Origin of the sequence: Actinobacillus lignieresii (assembly GCF_900444945.1) — a bacterium.
In the GTDB taxonomy this organism is placed as follows: Bacteria; Pseudomonadota; Gammaproteobacteria; order Enterobacterales; family Pasteurellaceae; genus Actinobacillus; species Actinobacillus lignieresii.
Genome location: NZ_UFRM01000001.1, coordinates 1,479,777 through 1,496,926, shown reverse-complemented (window position 1 = coordinate 1,496,926; position 17,150 = coordinate 1,479,777). Strand labels below are relative to the sequence as shown.

Below are 17,150 nucleotides of genomic sequence, written 5' to 3'. Positions count from 1 at the left end.
TATGGCTCGTTCATTTAATACGACTTTCGGTGCGCAAACACGTTATACCTTACGTTCGGTTTGGCAAGATCTTAAAAAGCGCAAGTTCGGTACTTTTTTAACCGTATTGGTGATTGCGGTTTCGCTTACCATTCCGACCGTCAGTTACTTACTTTGGAAAAATACCCATCAAGCGGCAACCGAATTTTATCCAGAGCCGGAATTAACGGTTTATCTGCATAAAAACCTTGCCGAACACGATGTGAATGCGGTGGTGGAACGTATTCGCCATTTTGATGCGGATAAAATCGAATCGCTCAACTATATTTCTCGCCAGCAGAGTTTGGAAGAGTTTCGTTCTTGGTCCGGTTTCGGTGAAGCGTTAGATATTATTGACGATAATCCGTTACCGGCGGTAGTTACCCTTAAACCGAAAAAACAGTTTACCGACAACGATACGATGTTGGAGTTTCGTAACGGTTTACAAGCGATCAAAGGTGTGCAAGAAGTTCGTTTAGATAACGGCTGGTTGGAAAAATTAACCGCTTTAACTTGGTTAATCGCTCGCATTGCGATGGTTTGTACTTTGCTAATGTTAATTGCGGTATTTTTAGTGGTGGGTAATGCGGTGCGTACCGATGTGGCGAATAGTAAAGCGTCGATTGAAGTGCAGCAATTATTAGGCGCAACCGATCACTTTATTGCTCGCCCGTTCCTTTATACCGGTATGATTTACGGCTTTTTCGGCAGTTTGCTTGCCATTCTGTTTAGTGCGGTGTTAATCAGTTACTTTACCGGTGTCGTGAAGTATGTTACCGATATGTTCACAGTAAAATTTGAATTAAACGGTTTAGATTTTAGCGAGATGTTCTTCCTAATTGTCGCTTGTATCTTTATCGGTTGGTTATCGGCAAAAATTGCGACTAATCGACATATATTCCGAATCGGTTCCAAATACTAATCAATATATAAAAAAGCACCCTAAGGTGCTTTTTTCGTTTTTGCGATTATACTTCGATATATTCCAGTTTTAGTCCTAAAAAACTTTCCGCTAACGCTTCGCTCATTTGACGATGACTGGTTGTGCCTTTACTTTCCGCCATCACAATACGGCTAATCCGTTCATCCGACTTACCGCTTAAACGGAGATAATTTAACGCGCTTTGTAACGGTAAAAAGCTCGGATTAAACGCCGCATTTTCCGCATAACGTCCGCAAATAATTTGTTCGCCGACTTGTAAGGCAATCCCGCTTAACGATTTGCTATATGGTGCATAAGATTGTGCCGCCGTTTGAATCGCAGCTTGCGTTAATAAGTCGCCCCGAAGCGGTAGCGAATGCGTTTGTTGATCAAATAATACCTTTTCAATATTTAGATCTTTAGGGCCGAAAGAGTCCGGTAAATATTGCCGTAACAAATTATTTTGGCTGTGAGGTAAATGAATTTTTAAGGTTTTCGCACTGTTTAATTCGTTCATAAACTGGCGGCAATGACCGCAAGGCGTATAGTTTACCACCATATCGGTAATCGCCGTTTCACCAGCAAGCCATGCATGGGAAATCGCACTTTGCTCGGCATGTACGGTTTGTTGAATCGCTTGCGTACTAAACTCTTGATTCGCCCCGAAATAAAAGCGACCGGATTCACCGATGGCAACCGCACCTACATAAAATTGAGAAATCGGTACAAGCGCATAACAAGCGGCAAGCGGTAAACAGACAAGTGCCAATTCAACCGGTGAAAGTTTAAACTGTTGGGTCCATGATTTGACCTGTTCAGCCGAAAAACAAGCGTGATAATCTTGAGCCTCAAGCGTTGAAGCAACAGCATTAATTATAGGATCATTTTTTTCTTGAACAACTTGAGCGATACGTTGTTGAAGTGCAAATAAAGTTGGCATTATACTTTTGCTCCTTTGTTTGACGGGGGCTTATTATAACCGCAAATAAGCACTCCTATAGTGATGAAGATCTTACTTATCGGATAAAAGGTTTAAAAAGAATATTTGTTAAATACCTCGTTCTACAATCACACCGACGCTACTTGCTTGCGCGACCGCTTTCGGTTTATGTAATTCGATACGTAAGGCGCGAATAGCATAAGTGTTCTGTAAGAAATCCGCGACTTGATAAGCAACCGTTTCAACCAGCTTAAATGGCTTGGATTCAACAAAAGCTAAGATTTTTTCTGAAACCTCCGCATAATTTAAGCAATATTGCACGTCATCCGTTGCTACCGCTTTGGTAAAATCCCATTCCATTTCAATATTAAACACTAAGCGTTGCTTGATCGTATGTTCCCAATCGTAAGCGCCGATCGAAGCAAAAGCCGTTAATTCGTGAATAAAAACTTTATCCGCCATTTTAGTTCCTTAATCAGTTTGTGATAACATTGCCGAGAATATAGCATAGAACGCCAATTGAAGGACAATTTATGAGTATGACCGCCTATTTGTTAATAGTATTCGCCTATTTGTTAGGTTCGATCTCAAGTGCAATTATTTTCTGTCGTTTGGCAGGCTTACCGGATCCCAGAGAGAACGGTTCGCATAATCCGGGCGCGACGAATGTTTTACGTATCGGCGGAAAATTCTCGGCGCTCGGTGTGTTGTTGTTTGATATTTTGAAGGGGGGGTTACCGGTTTTATTGGCGTTTAAATTTAAGCTGGAACCTTCGGAAATCGGATTGATTGCATTGGCGGCAACTTTAGGTCATATTTTTCCGCTGTTTTTTCGTTTTAGAGGCGGTAAAGGCGTGGCGACGGCGTTCGGTGCATTACTCTCAATCAGCTTCGCCGCTTCGGCAGCCGGGTTATGTACTTGGTTAATCGTCTTTTTACTGTTCGGATATTCTTCGTTAAGTGCGGTAATTACCGCATTAGTTATGCCGTTTTATATTTGGTGGTTTTTACCCGAATTTACCTTTCCGGTAGCATTGGTATGTTGTTTGCTGGTATATCGCCATCACGACAATATTCAGCGTTTATAGCGGGGACAAGAGCAACCGATGTGGGCTAGAAAATAAAAGATTCCGATTGAATAAGCGGTTGAATTTAATGAGAAGTTTACAAAAATTCCATTTAATCAAACCGCTTGTTTAAGCAATATGGCAAAAAGCCTAATTCTTACGAATTAGGCTTTTTTATCTGTCTCATTCTCGTCTTATTGCAACGCTTTTTCGACTTTCTCATATAAATCGCGCGCTAAATTATCCAAGCCGCGAAGACGTTCCAAACCGCGCTTCATTAAGGTTTGACGTTGATTGTCATAACGAGAGAGTTTAATCAACGGTTCGATTAAACGTGATGCGACTTGTGGGTTACTATCGTTTAATTTGATTAGAATATCCACTAAGAATCGATAGCCGGAGCCGTCAATCGCATGGAAGGCTTTCGGATTCTGGCTACAGAACGCACCGACTAGCGCACGTAATCTGTTCGGATTGTTAAAATTAAAACTACGATGGTTAAGTCGCTCTTGAACGATTTCCAGCACGTTGTCGTCCGGTCTTGTCGCTTGGAGCATAAACCATTTATCCATCACTAAGCCGTCATGATGCCATTTCTGTTCGAAGTCCGCTAACAATTGATCACGACAAGCTAATTGCGCTTTAGTAGCGGCGGAAAGTGCCGCTAAAGTATCGGTCATATTATCCGCTTGTTGATAATGTTTATAAGTTAAACTGTTACCTAAATCGGTAAAGGCTAAATAAGATAAACATAAATTGCGCAACGCACGTTTTGACATATCTTCCGCCGCAACACGATAAGCGTCGCAACGATTACGATTATATACGTTCAGTAAACGATCGCGTAAGGTTTCGGCGATGGTGCGTAACATAAATTCACGGGTAATTGCGATACCGATTGGATCAATTGTTTTGAATAATTCGGCGAATTCGGTTTCTTTCGGGAGCGTTAGCATTAAAGCGGTTAATTCCGGATTCGATTCATAGTTATCTAATAAATAAACCAACGCTTCGGTTAATTCGGCGGAGAAAGTAAAGGCTTCTTCCGATTGATGATGTGCCAAATTCAGGCGTAATTCATTGTTAAATAACGTTTGTGCCGCATCCCAACGTACAAAATCGTTCCGTGCGAATTTGAGTAATGAAATTAATTGCGCATTGGTATAAGCATAATCTAAACGTACCGGTGCGGAAAAATCGCATAACAGCGCAGGTACGGGCTTGTGCATTACATTATGAAATTCGAAGGTTTGATGTTCTTGTACGACATCCAATACATTGTTTAATGTAGTGCCTTCAAATTGTAAGCTAATCGGTGCGCCGTCTTGTTCGCTATATAACTCGATTTTGAACGGAATATGTAAGTTTACTTTTTCCAGTTGATCCGCTGTTGCCGGTGTATGTTGTGAAACATGCAAGCGGTAGATATGGTGCATTTCATCATATTCGTCACTTACGCTCAGTTCAGGCGTACCGGATTGGCTGTACCAACGGCGGAATTGGGTTAAATCAATGCCTGAAGCCCGCTCCATTGCCGAAACGAAATCTTCACAAGTTGCCGCAGATCCGTCATTTTCCGCAACGTATAATTGCATCCCTTTTTGGAATTTTTCTTCGCCTAATAAAGTATGAATCATACGAATCACTTCCGCGCCTTTTTCATAGACGGTCACGGTATAGAAGTTATTCATTTCAATCACTTTTTCCGGGCGAATCGGGTGTGCCATCGGGCTGGCGTCTTCGGCAAATTGCACCGCACGTAATAAGCGTACGTCTTCAATACGTTTGGCAGGACGTGACCATAAATCCGAAGTAAACTCTTGATCACGGAACACGGTCAAGCCTTCTTTAAGACTAAGCTGGAACCAATCTCGGCAGGTAATACGGTTACCGGTCCAGTTGTGGAAATATTCGTGCGCAATCACGCTCTCAATATCTAAATAGTCGGTATCGGTGGCAGTTTCCGGTTTTGCCAGCACAAATTTAGAGTTGAAAACATTTAAGCCTTTGTTTTCCATTGCGCCCATATTAAAGAAATCAACCGCGACAATCATATAGATATCTAAATCGTATTCTAAGCCGAAACGATCTTCATCCCATTTCATTGAGCGTTTTAAACTTTCCATCGCCCAGCCGGCACGATCTAAATTGCCGCGATCGACATAGATCTCTAATGCGACTTCTCGACCGCTTTTAGTAATAAATTTATCTTGTAACAGATCAAAATCACCGGCAACCAATGCGAATAAATAGCTTGGTTTAAAGAATGGGTCTTCCCATTCCACCCAATGGCGACCGTCTTCCAAATCACCTTGTGCAACACGGTTACCGTTAGAAAGCAAGAACGGATATTTCGTTTTAGAAGCGGTAATTTTTGTACGATATTTTGCAAGTACGTCGGGGCGATCCAACATATAGGTAATTTGACGGAATCCTTCCGCTTCACATTGGGTACAAATACCGTCACCCGATTGGTATAAGCCTTGTAGAGAAGTGTTTTGTGCAGGATTTAAACCGGTTTCAATTTGTAATTCAAATGGAGATGCAACCCCGGTAACATCAACGGTTAAAGACTCACTATCTTTCTCAAAACGCTCAAAGGTTTCACCGTTTAATTTTAATGAGAGAAAATCAAAACTATGTCCGTCTAAACGGAGATGCGTCGCCTCATTATTTTTACGTTCTACGGTTAAGGTTGAGGTGACGAAAGTACGGTTCGGGTCAAGTTGGAAATCGAGATAAATATTTGTGATAGTAAAATCCGGCGCGCGATAATCTTTTCTATATTTTGCTTTAGGTTGCATACTATTTTCCTTGAATGATCCGGCAAGAAGAAACTCGCCATAGAGAAGCGAACGTAATTGTACTAAAATAGTCGCAAATTTTCCAAAGAATCTGACCGCTTATGACATTCCATTTCAATTTAAATCTGCCGGAAATCGGCGGCAAATATCAAGATCACCAAACGCTCGGTAATCTAATCGGGCACGCCGATACGCTTGTTATTGCGCAAGCTACGGAACAATTTAACGGTTTAAGCGTGGTAGTCACGCTGGATACCCGTACCGCATTACGCCTTGAAAAAGCCTTAACGCAATTCAGCAAATTACCGGTTTCGGTTTTTCCGGATTGGGAGACACTACCGTACGATAATTTTTCACCGCATCAAGATATTATTTCCGCGCGCCTTTCGGCACTGTTTCACTTACAGAAAGGCAATAAACAGATTTTTCTGTTGCCAATCAGCACCCTTTTACAAAAAGTTTGTCCGCCGAGTTATCTCGCAAATAATGTACTACTGATTAAAAAAGGCGATCGCTTTTCAATTCAATCGTTACGTTTACAGCTGGAAAATGCCGGTTATCGTGCAGTGGAACAAGTGTTGGAATACGGCGAATATGCCGTACGTGGCGCATTACTTGACCTCTATCCGATGGGAGCGGAAAGCCCGTTCCGCTTGGATTTTTTTGATGATGAAATCGATTCGATCCGCACTTTCGATGCGGACAGTCAGCGTACGATAGCCGAGATCAACGAAATTAATTTACTACCGGCACACGAGTTCCCGACTGATAGTAATGGAATCGAGCATTTTAGAAGCAAATTTCGTGAACAATTCGGTGAGATTCGTCGTGAACCGGAGCATATTTATCAGCAAGTCAGTAAAGGGATCTTAAACGCTGGGATTGAATATTGGCAGCCGCTTTTCTTTGAAGAAATGGCAAGTCTATTTGATTATTTGGCGGAAAATACCTTATTTATTACCTTCGACGGTATTGCGGAAAAAGCAGAACAGTTCCACAAGGATACTGAACAACGCTATGAAAGTCGCCGAGTCGATCCGATGCGTCCGCTACTGCCGCCGGACAAATTATGGTTCTCGGTTGATGAAGTCAATCGTCATCTGAAAGGTTATCCACGCCTGACATTAAGTGCGGAAAAAGTCAGAAAATCGGCGGCTAAACAAAATGCGAATATTGAAAAATTGCCGGAATTAGCGATTAACTCGCAGTTAAAAGATCCGTTTGACGCATTTAATAAATTCCGTAGCAAATTCGACGGGCGGATTTTATTTTCAGTAGAAAGTGAAGGCCGCCGAGAAACTTTGCTCGAATTACTTGCGCCGTTAAAACTCAAGCCGAAACAAGTTAAATCGTTCGCAGAAATTGATTCGCAAATTTCCCTGATTATTTCACCGCTTGATCAGGGCTTTATCATTGAAAATACAAGCGGTCAAAATTTAGCGATTATTTGCGAAACGGATTTCTTGGGCGAAAAAGTTCAAACGAAACGGGCGGAGAAAAATCGTAAAACGGTCAATCCGGATACGCTAATCCGTAACCTTGCGGAGCTGAAAATCGGGCAAGCGGTGGTGCATTTGGAAAACGGTGTTGGGCGTTATGCAGGGCTAACCGTACTGGATGCAGGCGGAATTAAAGCGGAATACCTTGTGTTGCTTTATGCAAACGAGGCGAAGCTCTATGTGCCGGTGGCATCGCTACATCTGATTTCCCGTTATATCGGCGGTGCGGATGAAACTGCACCGTTACACAAACTCGGTTCGGAAGCATGGGCGAAAACACGCCAAAAAGCGGCGGAGAAAATCCGAGATGTGGCGGCGGAATTACTTGATGTGTATGCGAAACGAGAATCGCAAAAAGGCTTTGCGTTTGCCTACGATCGAGACGGCTTTATGCAGTTTAGCCATACCTTCCCGTTTGAAGAAACCGAAGACCAGAAAACCGCAATCAATGCGGTCATTAGCGATATGTGCTTGCCAAAAGCAATGGATCGTTTGGTTTGTGGAGATGTCGGCTTCGGTAAAACCGAAGTGGCGATGCGAGCGACTTTCTTAGCGGTTGAAAACCATAAACAAGTTGCCGTGCTTGTGCCGACCACGCTATTGGCACAACAACATTTCGAGAATTTCAAAGACCGTTTTGCCAACTATCCGATTAATGTTGAGGTGCTTTCTCGTTTTAAAACCGCTAAAGAGCAAAAAGCGATTTTGGAAAAGGTGGCGGAAGGCAAAGTGGATATTCTAGTCGGCACGCACAAACTGCTACAAGAAGACGTGCAATTCCGTGATCTCGGTTTACTCGTGATTGATGAAGAGCATCGTTTCGGCGTGCGTCAAAAAGAGAAAATCAAACAATTACGGGCTAACGTCGATATTCTCACGCTCACCGCAACGCCGATCCCTCGTACGCTGAATATGGCGTTAAACGGCATGCGAGATCTTTCCGTTATTGCCAGTCCGCCCGCTCGTCGCTTGACGATTAAAACCTTTGTACGCCAACACGATGATTTGATCGTTAAAGAAGCGATTCTGCGTGAAATTCTACGTGGCGGTCAGGTATATTACCTGCACAATGATGTGGCGACTATCGAAAACTGTGCCACCAAATTAGCGGAACTCGTGCCGGAAGCTCGGATTGTGATCGGACACGGGCAAATGCGTGAACGTGAATTGGAGCGTGTGATGAGCGATTTTTATCATCAGCGTTTTAATTTATTAGTGTGTTCAACCATTATCGAAACCGGGATTGACGTGCCGACCGCTAACACGATTATTATCGAGCGTGCGGATAAATTCGGTTTGGCGCAGTTACATCAATTGCGTGGACGTGTCGGACGTTCTCATCATCAGGCTTACGCATATTTATTAACACCGCCGCCGAAAGCACTAACTAAAGACGCTCAACAGCGTTTGGAAGCAATAAGTTCGATTGATAACCTCGGTGCGGGCTTTGTATTAGCTACTCACGATTTAGAGATTCGTGGTGCGGGCGAATTACTCGGTTCGGAACAAAGCGGGCAAATCGAAAGCATCGGCTTCTCGCTCTATATGGATCTGCTCGAAAATGCGGTAAAAGCCTTACAAGAAGGGCGTGAACCGACTTTAGAAGAAATCACCCAAAATCAAGTGGATATCGAGTTACGCATACCGGCATTGCTACCGGACGATTATGTACCGGATGTGAATATGCGTTTATCGTTCTATAAACGTATCGCCTCGGCAGAAAGTGTTGAAGCATTGAAAGATCTGAAGGTCGAATTGATTGACCGTTTCGGATTATTACCGGAAGCAACGAAAAATCTGTTCCAAATTACTCAGCTTCGTCATTTGGCAACACCGCTCGGCTTGAAGAAAGTTGATGCGGGGATTAACGGCGGCTACTTGGAATTTAAACCAAGCGCTCAACCTGATCCGATGAAGTTCTTACAATTGATTCAATCGGATAAGAGCGTTTATAAATTTGAAGGGGCGCAAAAATTCCGTTTTAATTTACCGCTTGCCGATAATGCGGAACGATTGGAATTTGTCTCGGAACTGATTGAAAAATTGGTTTGATTTATAAAAAACAAGCGGTGAACTTTTACCGGTTTTTTGCAAAATTTCAACAAATGGATTGAATTTTCGCCTAATGAAACTTTTTTTGAAATTTGTGTTTGACAATGTTTCAAAAATCCCTAAAATACGGCACATAAATCGCTACGAAATAACGTAGCGTTTTTATTGCGGGAATAGCTCAGTTGGTAGAGCACGACCTTGCCAAGGTCGGGGTCGCGAGTTCGAGTCTCGTTTCCCGCTCCATTTTAAGATGAGCCCGAGTGGCGGAATCGGTAGACGCAAGGGATTTAAAATCCCTCGCCTTTCGGGGCGTGCCAGTTCAAGTCTGGCCTCGGGCACCATTTTAGAATGATAAAATTTAAATTACGCGGGAATAGCTCAGTTGGTAGAGCACGACCTTGCCAAGGTCGGGGTCGCGAGTTCGAGCCTCGTTTCCCGCTCCATTTTAAGATTTAAAACGGTTGTGCCCGAGTGGCGGAATCGGTAGACGCAAGGGATTTAAAATCCCTCGCCTTTCGGGGCGTGCCAGTTCAAGTCTGGCCTCGGGCACCATTTTAAAGCTTAAAATAAAATTAATTATCGAAGCCCGAGTGGCGGAATCGGTAGACGCAAGGGATTTAAAATCCCTCGCCTTTCGGGGCGTGCCAGTTCAAGTCTGGCCTCGGGCACCATTCGATAATAAACTTCCAAATTATTTTAAATTAAAATAATCTCAATGCGGGAATAGCTCAGTTGGTAGAGCACGACCTTGCCAAGGTCGGGGTCGCGAGTTCGAGCCTCGTTTCCCGCTCCATTCTATATTTAAATCCGTTATATTACCTATCTTAAGTATCTTCGTATTAACTTATTTATATTATAATTAAGCAAAATTTATATCGTTTTTTCTAACGACATTTGTAATTTAATAAAATAAGGAATGGTTATGCACGAGATGTCTTTATGCCAAAGTATTCTTCAAATCATAGAAAAAGAATGTCAGCCTCAAAACGTTAAACAGGTAACCGATTTATGGCTGGAAATCGGCGCTTTATCTTGTGTGGAAAAATCGTCATTGGAATTTTGTTTTAATACAGTTTGTCGAGATACGATAGCGGAAGGCTGTCAATTACACTTTATCGATATACCTGCAAAAGCGTGGTGCTGGGGCTGTAGTCAATCGGTCGAATTAGCCGTAGCCCAAACGATATGTCCTCATTGCGGTTCTCAGGATTTGCATATTCAACAAGGCAGCGAATTAAAAATAAAAGAACTGGCGGTAAAATAAAAGTATTTTCTTGATTGGTATAAGAAAGCCGAATAACGTTGTGTTATAAACACTTTTTATTCGGCTTTTTTTTCTATTTATTTTTAGCTATCTCACTAAGATGCAGGTCTTAATCCTTCAAAATCAGTTAATTCATGTTCCAGCTGATTTATGGACAGTAGAGCGTCTAAAGTATTTTTAGCTTCTTGTTCATCCATGATGCTCATAGCAAAACCGACATGAATTAATACCCATTTACCTAATAACTCTTGGGGATCTCTATCACAGATTAAAGTGATATTAACTTCTCTTTGCACGCCGCAAACATCTACGGTAGCAAGTTCGAACGCACTTTGCCCGATTTTGACGATTTTTCCCGGTACGCCTAAACACATAATAATTTTCCTATTCTTTTAGATGGGTTATTTTAACATGGCACTAAAAATATTACGTTTACTTATATCAGGCACCTGCTGTTTTATAGGTAACGACAGTAACATTGTTAAGCAATCTTTCGTTAATTGGACCGCTTGTTCGGCGGTTAAATTCGGATCAATCGGAGAGAGTAACGAACAACTTAAATACTGCGGTATTGAGTCGATACTACTTACGGTAAACGTCATTGCTTTATAGGGCAATTGTAAGCCGAGCTTATCTCCAACCGTTCTTCCTTCCCATAATTGTTCCGGTCCTGGGATAATGACGATACTTATCATCCAAGGTGTTAAAACGGAACCTATCCATTGTCCTTCATACAAAACGAAATTAGGTGTGAAACAAGGAATATCGTGCCGATAAAACGGTAAATCCTGCATATTAGCGGATATTTTTTCCATCTCCTTTCGAAATAATACTCCCGGATTGTCGTTAAACCCCATTACTTCGGATAATGGGCTATCGATTGATGTATTTTGGTGTCTATACATTTTCCAACTCTCGAAGTAATAACGGATCATTAAATCCGTAAGCCGCCAGTTGTTGCGCTAAACAATGAAAAATAGACGGAAACGCATTTTCTATTGTTTTAGTTAATCCGATTCCGGATTCCAACGATTCCGGTTGGATGCCGATTAGGCATAGATGTTCAGGCAATTCTTCCGTTAAGGTCAATGCCGATAATACATCGCAAATACCAAGCTGATGCGGCGATATTTTACGTGAAAAAAATGTCGGGATTTTTTCATTGTGCAATACGATAATTTCTCCCGCATTTTTGTTGGCAAGTACCGCATCTATAATAATCAGATGTTTGCGATTGGCGATACAATCGAGGAGTTCCATTCCGCATGTTCCGCCATCAACAATATCTAAGAACGCCGTAAGTTCCGGTTTTTGTTCCAGTTCCTGAACTGCTCTGACACCGATACCCTCATCGCTTAATAAAATGTTTCCGATTCCTAAGATTAACGGTTTCATTATAGTACCTTAACCTCGGTTACTTCGTCCGTTTCGGTATTAACGACATGTACGGCACAAGACATACAAGGATCGAACGAGTGAATCGTACGAACGATTTCTAACGGTTTCTTCGGATCAGCAACAGGCGTACCGATTAAAGATAGCTCATAAGGTCCCATTTCATCGTTTTGGTTGCGCGGACCGGAGTTCCAAGTGGACGGTACTACGGCTTGATAATTCGCGATTTTACCGTCTTTGATTACAATCCAATGAGATAGCATACCTCTCGGTACTTCGCTAAAACCAACACCTTTAAATTCGCCTGTCGGCGGAATTTCCGCTTTTAAGTAAGCATCGGTATCGCCTCTACCGATATTCTCTATCAGCAATTGCCATTGTTGAACAAGTAAATCGTTAAGCGTACAACAATGTACGGTACGTCCGATGATTCGTCCTAAGGTAGAATGCAAATCATCAACGGATAATTCGTTTTGCGTGAGAGTTTTATATAAGTTTTTCACTTCATTGAAGTGTTTTACGGTTAATTTGTTTTCGGTTGCCAATCCGCACATAAGATAAGCTAAAGGACCGACTTCAACGACTTTATTATAGAAAGAAGGGGCTTTTACCCAAGAATATTTTCCGTCTTCTTGCCATCCGGTATATTTAGGACGGGTTAATCCCGCCCACGGTTCTAAAGCTTCATCATCTTCATACCAAGCATGTTTGCCGCTTTCTTTAATCCCTTTTAAGAGAAATTCGTCTTTATAGTCAGCAATATTGCGGAAAGTAGATAAATCTCCGTTTTCAATGTAACCGCCGGAAAGTACGAATTTCGTATTATCTTCATTTAAAGGATATTCCGGTACGGATAAATAGTTACGTGATGTTTTTCCTAGTTGTAACCATTCCGGATAATGTGCGGCAATAACGGCGGTATCGATTTTATAAACTTGGTTCACAAAATCGTTCAATTTGTCTATACAACTTTTCACGAACATTAGCCGTTCTAAATTGAGTACGGATTGGGCGTCTAAGTTAATCGGGTTCGCAACGCCGCCTATCGCTAAGTTTTGAATATGAGGGGTTTTACTACCTAATAACGCCACGATACGGTTGGCATCACGCTGACATTCCAACGCTTGTAAATAGTGAGCGACCGCAATTAAATTTACTTCCGGCGGTAACTTCATCTCCGGATGACCGAAATATCCGTTGGCAAAAATACCTAATTGCCCGCTTGCAACCAACGCTTTTAATTTATTTTGCACGTTACGGAATTCGTTTGCACTATTCAGCGACCATGTGGAAACACCTTTCAACATCGCTTCCGCTTTTTCAGGATCGGCTTCGAGCGCAGAAGTAATATCCACCCAGTCCATTGCGGAAAGTTGATAAAAATGTACGATATGGTCATGCATCGTATGTGCGGCTAAAATCATATTGCGAATATATTGCGCATTTAGCGGTACTTTCGCACCGATTGCGTCTTCCACTGCTCTCACGCTGACAATAGCGTGTACCGTCGTACAAACGCCGCAAATTCGTTGCATAATCATCCAAGCATCGCGAGGATCTTTTCCCTGAATAATATTTTCCATGCCTCGCCACATGGTACCTGATGACCAAGCATTGGTGACTTTTCCGTCTTCGATTTCACAATCGATACGTAAATGACCTTCGATACGCGTAACAGGGTCGATAGTAATACGTTGTTTAGTTGTCATGCTCTCACTCCGGATTGAATATTATTTTCTTGATGTGCTTCTTGGATAACTGGTAATACAGGGAATAATCTAACAATTAATATATAGGCGCAAATTTCAATAGAAATAAAACCGATTGAAATTAATAGTTCCGGAGCCGACGGGAAGTAATCGTACCCCATGCCCGGATCAAACATAATGATGGAATAATTCATACGCCATAATGCCGAGCCGCCGATCATACAAAGTGCCGAGATAAACAACCAACGGCTATCGGAAAATTTGTCGCCTAAGAATAATGTGAAAATAGGTAGGGACATTAAGCTTACTTCCAACCAAAACATTAATGAATAGAAATCGCCTTGTAAGACGTAATGTAACTTATCGTTATAAATTAACTCTCCGAAACGAACGACGATAAATAATCCGATTAGAATTGCCGCTACTCTGGCTAAACGTGTGAATAAATGTCTTTCGTCCGGTGCTTTTCCCGCTAATCCCGCTTTTACTAATGAGCCTTCGAAAATAATAATGGAGAAGCCCATAATAAATGCGGTAAATAACGAAAAGATAGGCAGCATTTCGTAACTTTGCCATACAGGGTGTACTTTATGACCTGCAACAATCATCAAAGAACCCATTGAGGATTGGTGCATCATCGGTAATAAAGCGCCTAACGCAACTAAGAAAAACATGATTTTATTCAGCTTATCGAACCATTTTTTCAAACCGAAATAACCTAAAATGACCGGTGCGAACTCTAAGGTTACGACACATATATAGACGGTCATACATGCCGCCGTTTCAAATAATACGGAAGAGGTATTAAATTGTCCCGGCATGAAAAAATAAGGCAGATGCCAATAACGCCCCATATCGATAGTAATGGATAAGCCGCCTAAGGTATATCCGAATAAGCTGGCTAACAATGCGGGACGTACTAAAGGATGGTATTTACCTTTATTAAAGACATATACCGTCCATGCTAACGCCCAACCTCCGCAGGCCAATCCCGTTCCGACCAATAAGTCGAAACCGATCCATAACCCCCAGGGATAACCGCCGTTCAGTTCGGTCACGGAACCGATACCGAAAATCAGACGACGTAATATTAATAAAGCGCAAATAGCGGCAAGCGGTGCGAATACCAATACGGGGATTGATATTAAACGACCGCCGAGAGGACGAGCTTTAGCCATGGTGATCCTCCTTCTCTTCTTCTACTTTCATCTGTTCGCGAGCTAATTTCCATTCCTGTTTTTTAGCTTCGATTTTATCCGCATGCAGACTTCTATAAGTCATTGCGGTTAGACCCGCCAAAGCGACTAGCGGTAAGATCATGCCTTTATATAAGGTATGCTGTAAATGTGCCGCTCGCGTACCTGTCGCCAGTTCGTGCAACTGAGGTAAATCTAAATTTTCATGCGGAACGCCGCTAAGTACTAATACTTGCGTACCGCCGCCTTCGGTTTCTCCGTAGATATGTTGTTGATATAGAGGTACTTTAGCCTTATAAGTATCTTTACTATCTACCGTTTGACGAGGGTAGTCATACTCCGTCCCTCTCAGTAACGTCAGACGGCGTTTAGCTTCGGCTAATAAGTCGTTATAGCTACCGAAAATAATCGCGCCGGTCGGACAAACCTGACAGCAGCCCGGATTCTCGCCCTTATCAATACGTTCCAATCCTTTTTGGTTACAAAGTTCGCATTTGCTGATTTCGCCGAACGGATTGTTATAGTCGTATTTAGGTACGTTAAACGGACAGGCAACCATACAATAACGACAACCGGTACAAATATCGGGATCATAATTAACGATACCGGTTTTTTCGTCTTTAGTCAGCGCTTGCACCGGACAGGCTGTTACGCAATTGGGCTCAACACAATGCATACATTGTTTTTTAATGTAAGCGTAACCGTTATTGACTTGATCCTTATATTTACCTTCCCCGTTTGACCAAACTTGAATAATGTTTCGTGTGAAAGGTGATAGTTTATCGTTATTCGACCAAGTTTGCTCTCCGACAGGATTAATCGCCGTTTTATTTAAATTCTGACATTCGGCGACACAAGCTTGGCAACCTACACAAAGCGTAGAATCGTACAACATACCGACGGCAGTCGGTATCCGAGGACGATTTTCCGCTTTAGCGTTAGCAACGCTCGGTGTAAGACCGGAAGCTAATCCGCCGCCGATGCCTACTTTTAGAAACTTACGTCTATTCATGATATTGTTCCCGAGAATTATTTGAAGCTTGTTGTTGAGCTTTATGTTGAATACTCAAACTGCGTAACGTCATCACACTCACCCCGGTCAGTACCCCGGCGGCTCCGCCGAGTAAACCGATAACGGTTTTTGAGGCGGGACTTCCCTCCGTGATATTTACACTCGGCTTATCCACTCTTGGTGTCGGGTTTTCCACCGTAGCCAATTGGAAAATTCCTTTGGTAAATCCGACGCCTTGTTCATTACAGCCGTAGCAAGGATGACCGATACCGACCGGCCAGTTATTACCGCCGACATCGCAGAATTCAAGGGTTGAACAGTTACCGTAAGTTTCCGGACCTTTACAGCCTAAATGGTATAAACACCAACCTTGTCGGTGTCCTTCATCGCCGTATTCGCGTGCAAATCTTCCCGCATCAAAGTGCGGTCTTCTATAACAGTTTTCGTGAATAAGTCTGTCGTAAGCGAATAACGGACGATTAAGTTTGTCCATATTCGGTAATTTTTTATAGGTAATAATATAGGCGACGGTCGCCAAGAAATTATGAGGATTAGGAGGACAACCCGGGATATTAATAATAGGCATACCCGGTAAAATATCGGATAAATTGCTTGCACCGGTCGGATTATTACCGCTTGAAGGAACGCCGCCCCACGCAGCGCACGAACCGATAGCAATGATTGCCATCGCATCTTTAGCGGCTTCTTTGATATGTTCTAAAACGGGTTTACCCGCAATCATACAATATATACCGTCGTCTTTCACCGGAATAGAACCGTCCACGACTAAAATATACTGACCTTTATATTTATGCATTGCATTATGTTTATTATCTTCCGCTTGGTCACCGAAAGCCGCCGATAGCACTTCGTGATATTCAAGAGAAATCAAATCCAATACAAGGTTTTCTACAATAGGGTGCGTCGCACGTAATAAAGATTCCGTACAACCGGTACATTCTTGCGCGCCAATCCAAATTACCGGAGGGCGTTGCGGGCTGGTTAAGGCATTAGTCATTTCTGCGCTTGCTTTAGCATTTAACCCCATCGTTGCGGCTAAGGCGGTACATAATTTCATAAAATCCCGACGAGAAACATCGGTAAGGGCAGAAAACAGGTCATCATATCGTTGCATATTTCACTCCTAAATACACACTTTATATATGGGCTAATCATAGGCTCTTTAATATGCAATAAATTTGATTTATCTCATAAAAATTAAGGTTTTTAAGAAATTACACCTGAATGGGTAGATTGCTGTAGAAGGGGGTA

Annotated in this window: 14 protein-coding genes and 6 tRNA genes; 10 read left to right on the top strand and 10 right to left on the bottom strand. The window is 42.4% G+C overall.

Annotated elements, in window-relative coordinates:
- Position 1: 1 nt before the first annotated feature.
- On the top strand, positions 2-940 hold the full coding sequence (gene ftsX / locus DY200_RS06890; protein WP_115587456.1) for a permease-like cell division protein FtsX: 939 nt from the start codon (positions 2-4) through the stop codon (positions 938-940).
- Positions 941-986: 46 nt separating this feature from the next.
- On the opposite strand, the gene cdd is transcribed toward ftsX, so the two are convergent.
- Both cdd and folB read right to left on the bottom strand, forming a co-directional pair.
- On the bottom strand, positions 987-1,880 hold the full coding sequence (gene cdd / locus DY200_RS06885; RefSeq protein WP_115587455.1) for a cytidine deaminase: 894 nt from the start codon (positions 1,878-1,880) through the stop codon (positions 987-989).
- Between the two features lie 108 nt (positions 1,881-1,988).
- Positions 1,989-2,342: a dihydroneopterin aldolase gene (folB, locus tag DY200_RS06880; protein WP_115587454.1), complete on the bottom strand. Its 354-nt coding sequence runs from the start codon at positions 2,340-2,342 to the stop codon at positions 1,989-1,991.
- 71 nt (positions 2,343-2,413) lie between these two features.
- Between folB and plsY the strand changes: the two genes are divergently transcribed.
- The gene (plsY, locus tag DY200_RS06875) at positions 2,414-2,968 is read left to right on the top strand and encodes a glycerol-3-phosphate 1-O-acyltransferase PlsY (RefSeq protein ID WP_115587453.1); all 555 of its coding nucleotides are present in this window, start codon (positions 2,414-2,416) and stop codon (positions 2,966-2,968) included.
- 173 nt (positions 2,969-3,141) lie between these two features.
- On the opposite strand, the gene pepN is transcribed toward plsY, so the two are convergent.
- Positions 3,142-5,751, bottom strand: coding sequence for an aminopeptidase N (pepN, locus tag DY200_RS06870; RefSeq protein WP_115587452.1), 2,610 nt, complete (start codon positions 5,749-5,751; stop codon positions 3,142-3,144).
- Positions 5,752-5,852: 101 nt separating this feature from the next.
- Here pepN and mfd point away from each other — a divergent pair, with 101 nt between their 5' ends.
- The 8 genes from mfd (at position 5,853) to hypA (ending at position 10,566) form a co-directional block, all read left to right on the top strand.
- The gene (gene mfd, locus DY200_RS06865; protein ID WP_115587451.1) at positions 5,853-9,302 is read left to right on the top strand and encodes a transcription-repair coupling factor; all 3,450 of its coding nucleotides are present in this window, start codon (positions 5,853-5,855) and stop codon (positions 9,300-9,302) included.
- A 167-nt stretch (positions 9,303-9,469) separates the two neighbouring features.
- A tRNA-Gly gene (locus tag DY200_RS06860) sits at positions 9,470-9,545 on the top strand.
- 11 nt (positions 9,546-9,556) lie between these two features.
- A tRNA-Leu gene (locus tag DY200_RS06855) sits at positions 9,557-9,643 on the top strand.
- A gap of 26 nt (positions 9,644-9,669) precedes the next feature.
- Positions 9,670-9,745, top strand: a tRNA-Gly gene (locus DY200_RS06850).
- Positions 9,746-9,767: 22 nt separating this feature from the next.
- Positions 9,768-9,854: transfer RNA gene (locus DY200_RS06845), tRNA-Leu, on the top strand.
- 32 nt (positions 9,855-9,886) lie between these two features.
- Positions 9,887-9,973: transfer RNA gene (locus DY200_RS06840), tRNA-Leu, on the top strand.
- A gap of 46 nt (positions 9,974-10,019) precedes the next feature.
- Positions 10,020-10,095, top strand: a tRNA-Gly gene (locus DY200_RS06835).
- Positions 10,096-10,224: 129 nt separating this feature from the next.
- Positions 10,225-10,566 carry a hydrogenase maturation nickel metallochaperone HypA gene (gene hypA / locus DY200_RS06830; protein ID WP_043995345.1) on the top strand — a complete coding sequence of 114 codons (342 nt, stop codon included), beginning with the start codon at positions 10,225-10,227 and terminating at the stop codon, positions 10,564-10,566.
- Between the two features lie 95 nt (positions 10,567-10,661).
- Here hypA and hybG read toward each other — a convergent pair whose 3' ends face one another.
- The 7 genes from hybG to hybO are packed head-to-tail and all read right to left on the bottom strand — an operon-like array spanning position 10,662 to position 17,013.
- Positions 10,662-10,940, bottom strand: a complete 279-nt coding sequence (gene hybG / locus DY200_RS06825; RefSeq protein WP_115587450.1) for a hydrogenase maturation factor HybG — start codon at positions 10,938-10,940, stop codon at positions 10,662-10,664.
- A gap of 27 nt (positions 10,941-10,967) precedes the next feature.
- Complete coding sequence (gene hybE / locus DY200_RS06820; RefSeq protein WP_164550518.1) at positions 10,968-11,471, bottom strand: hydrogenase-2 assembly chaperone; 504 nt, start codon at positions 11,469-11,471, stop codon at positions 10,968-10,970.
- Positions 11,464-11,961 (bottom strand): HyaD/HybD family hydrogenase maturation endopeptidase, encoded by a 498-nt coding sequence (locus DY200_RS06815; RefSeq protein ID WP_115587448.1) that lies wholly within the window; start codon positions 11,959-11,961, stop codon positions 11,464-11,466. The genes hybE and DY200_RS06815 overlap by 8 nt, the downstream gene beginning before the upstream one ends.
- Positions 11,961-13,670 (bottom strand): hydrogenase 2 large subunit, encoded by a 1,710-nt coding sequence (gene hybC / locus DY200_RS06810; RefSeq protein WP_115587447.1) that lies wholly within the window; start codon positions 13,668-13,670, stop codon positions 11,961-11,963. Before hybC ends, DY200_RS06815 begins: the two co-directional genes overlap by 1 nt.
- Complete coding sequence (gene hybB, locus DY200_RS06805; RefSeq protein ID WP_005601922.1) at positions 13,667-14,848, bottom strand: Ni/Fe-hydrogenase cytochrome b subunit; 1,182 nt, start codon at positions 14,846-14,848, stop codon at positions 13,667-13,669. The genes hybC and hybB overlap by 4 nt, the downstream gene beginning before the upstream one ends.
- Positions 14,841-15,878, bottom strand: coding sequence for a hydrogenase 2 operon protein HybA (gene hybA / locus DY200_RS06800; protein WP_115587446.1), 1,038 nt, complete (start codon positions 15,876-15,878; stop codon positions 14,841-14,843). The genes hybB and hybA overlap by 8 nt, the downstream gene beginning before the upstream one ends.
- Positions 15,871-17,013 (bottom strand): hydrogenase 2 small subunit, encoded by a 1,143-nt coding sequence (gene hybO / locus DY200_RS06795; protein ID WP_115587445.1) that lies wholly within the window; start codon positions 17,011-17,013, stop codon positions 15,871-15,873. The genes hybA and hybO overlap by 8 nt, the downstream gene beginning before the upstream one ends.
- Between the last annotated feature and the right edge of the window lie 137 nt (positions 17,014-17,150).

Excerpts from the sequence above, each read along its gene's own strand:
- ftsX (WP_115587456.1), top strand. The coding sequence starts at position 2 with ATGGCTCGTTCATTTAATACGACTTTCGGTGCGCAAACACGTTATACC.
- cdd (WP_115587455.1), bottom strand. The coding sequence starts at position 1,880 with ATGCCAACTTTATTTGCACTTCAACAACGTATCGCTCAAGTTGTTCAA.
- folB (WP_115587454.1), bottom strand. The coding sequence starts at position 2,342 with ATGGCGGATAAAGTTTTTATTCACGAATTAACGGCTTTTGCTTCGATC.
- plsY (WP_115587453.1), top strand. The coding sequence starts at position 2,414 with ATGAGTATGACCGCCTATTTGTTAATAGTATTCGCCTATTTGTTAGGT.
- pepN (WP_115587452.1), bottom strand. The coding sequence starts at position 5,751 with ATGCAACCTAAAGCAAAATATAGAAAAGATTATCGCGCGCCGGATTTT.
- mfd (WP_115587451.1), top strand. The coding sequence starts at position 5,853 with ATGACATTCCATTTCAATTTAAATCTGCCGGAAATCGGCGGCAAATAT.
- hypA (WP_043995345.1), top strand. The coding sequence starts at position 10,225 with ATGCACGAGATGTCTTTATGCCAAAGTATTCTTCAAATCATAGAAAAA.
- hybG (WP_115587450.1), bottom strand. The coding sequence starts at position 10,940 with ATGTGTTTAGGCGTACCGGGAAAAATCGTCAAAATCGGGCAAAGTGCG.
- hybE (WP_164550518.1), bottom strand. The coding sequence starts at position 11,471 with ATGTATAGACACCAAAATACATCAATCGATAGCCCATTATCCGAAGTA.
- DY200_RS06815 (WP_115587448.1), bottom strand. The coding sequence starts at position 11,961 with ATGAAACCGTTAATCTTAGGAATCGGAAACATTTTATTAAGCGATGAG.
- hybC (WP_115587447.1), bottom strand. The coding sequence starts at position 13,670 with ATGACAACTAAACAACGTATTACTATCGACCCTGTTACGCGTATCGAA.
- hybB (WP_005601922.1), bottom strand. The coding sequence starts at position 14,848 with ATGGCTAAAGCTCGTCCTCTCGGCGGTCGTTTAATATCAATCCCCGTA.
- hybA (WP_115587446.1), bottom strand. The coding sequence starts at position 15,878 with ATGAATAGACGTAAGTTTCTAAAAGTAGGCATCGGCGGCGGATTAGCT.
- hybO (WP_115587445.1), bottom strand. The coding sequence starts at position 17,013 with ATGCAACGATATGATGACCTGTTTTCTGCCCTTACCGATGTTTCTCGT.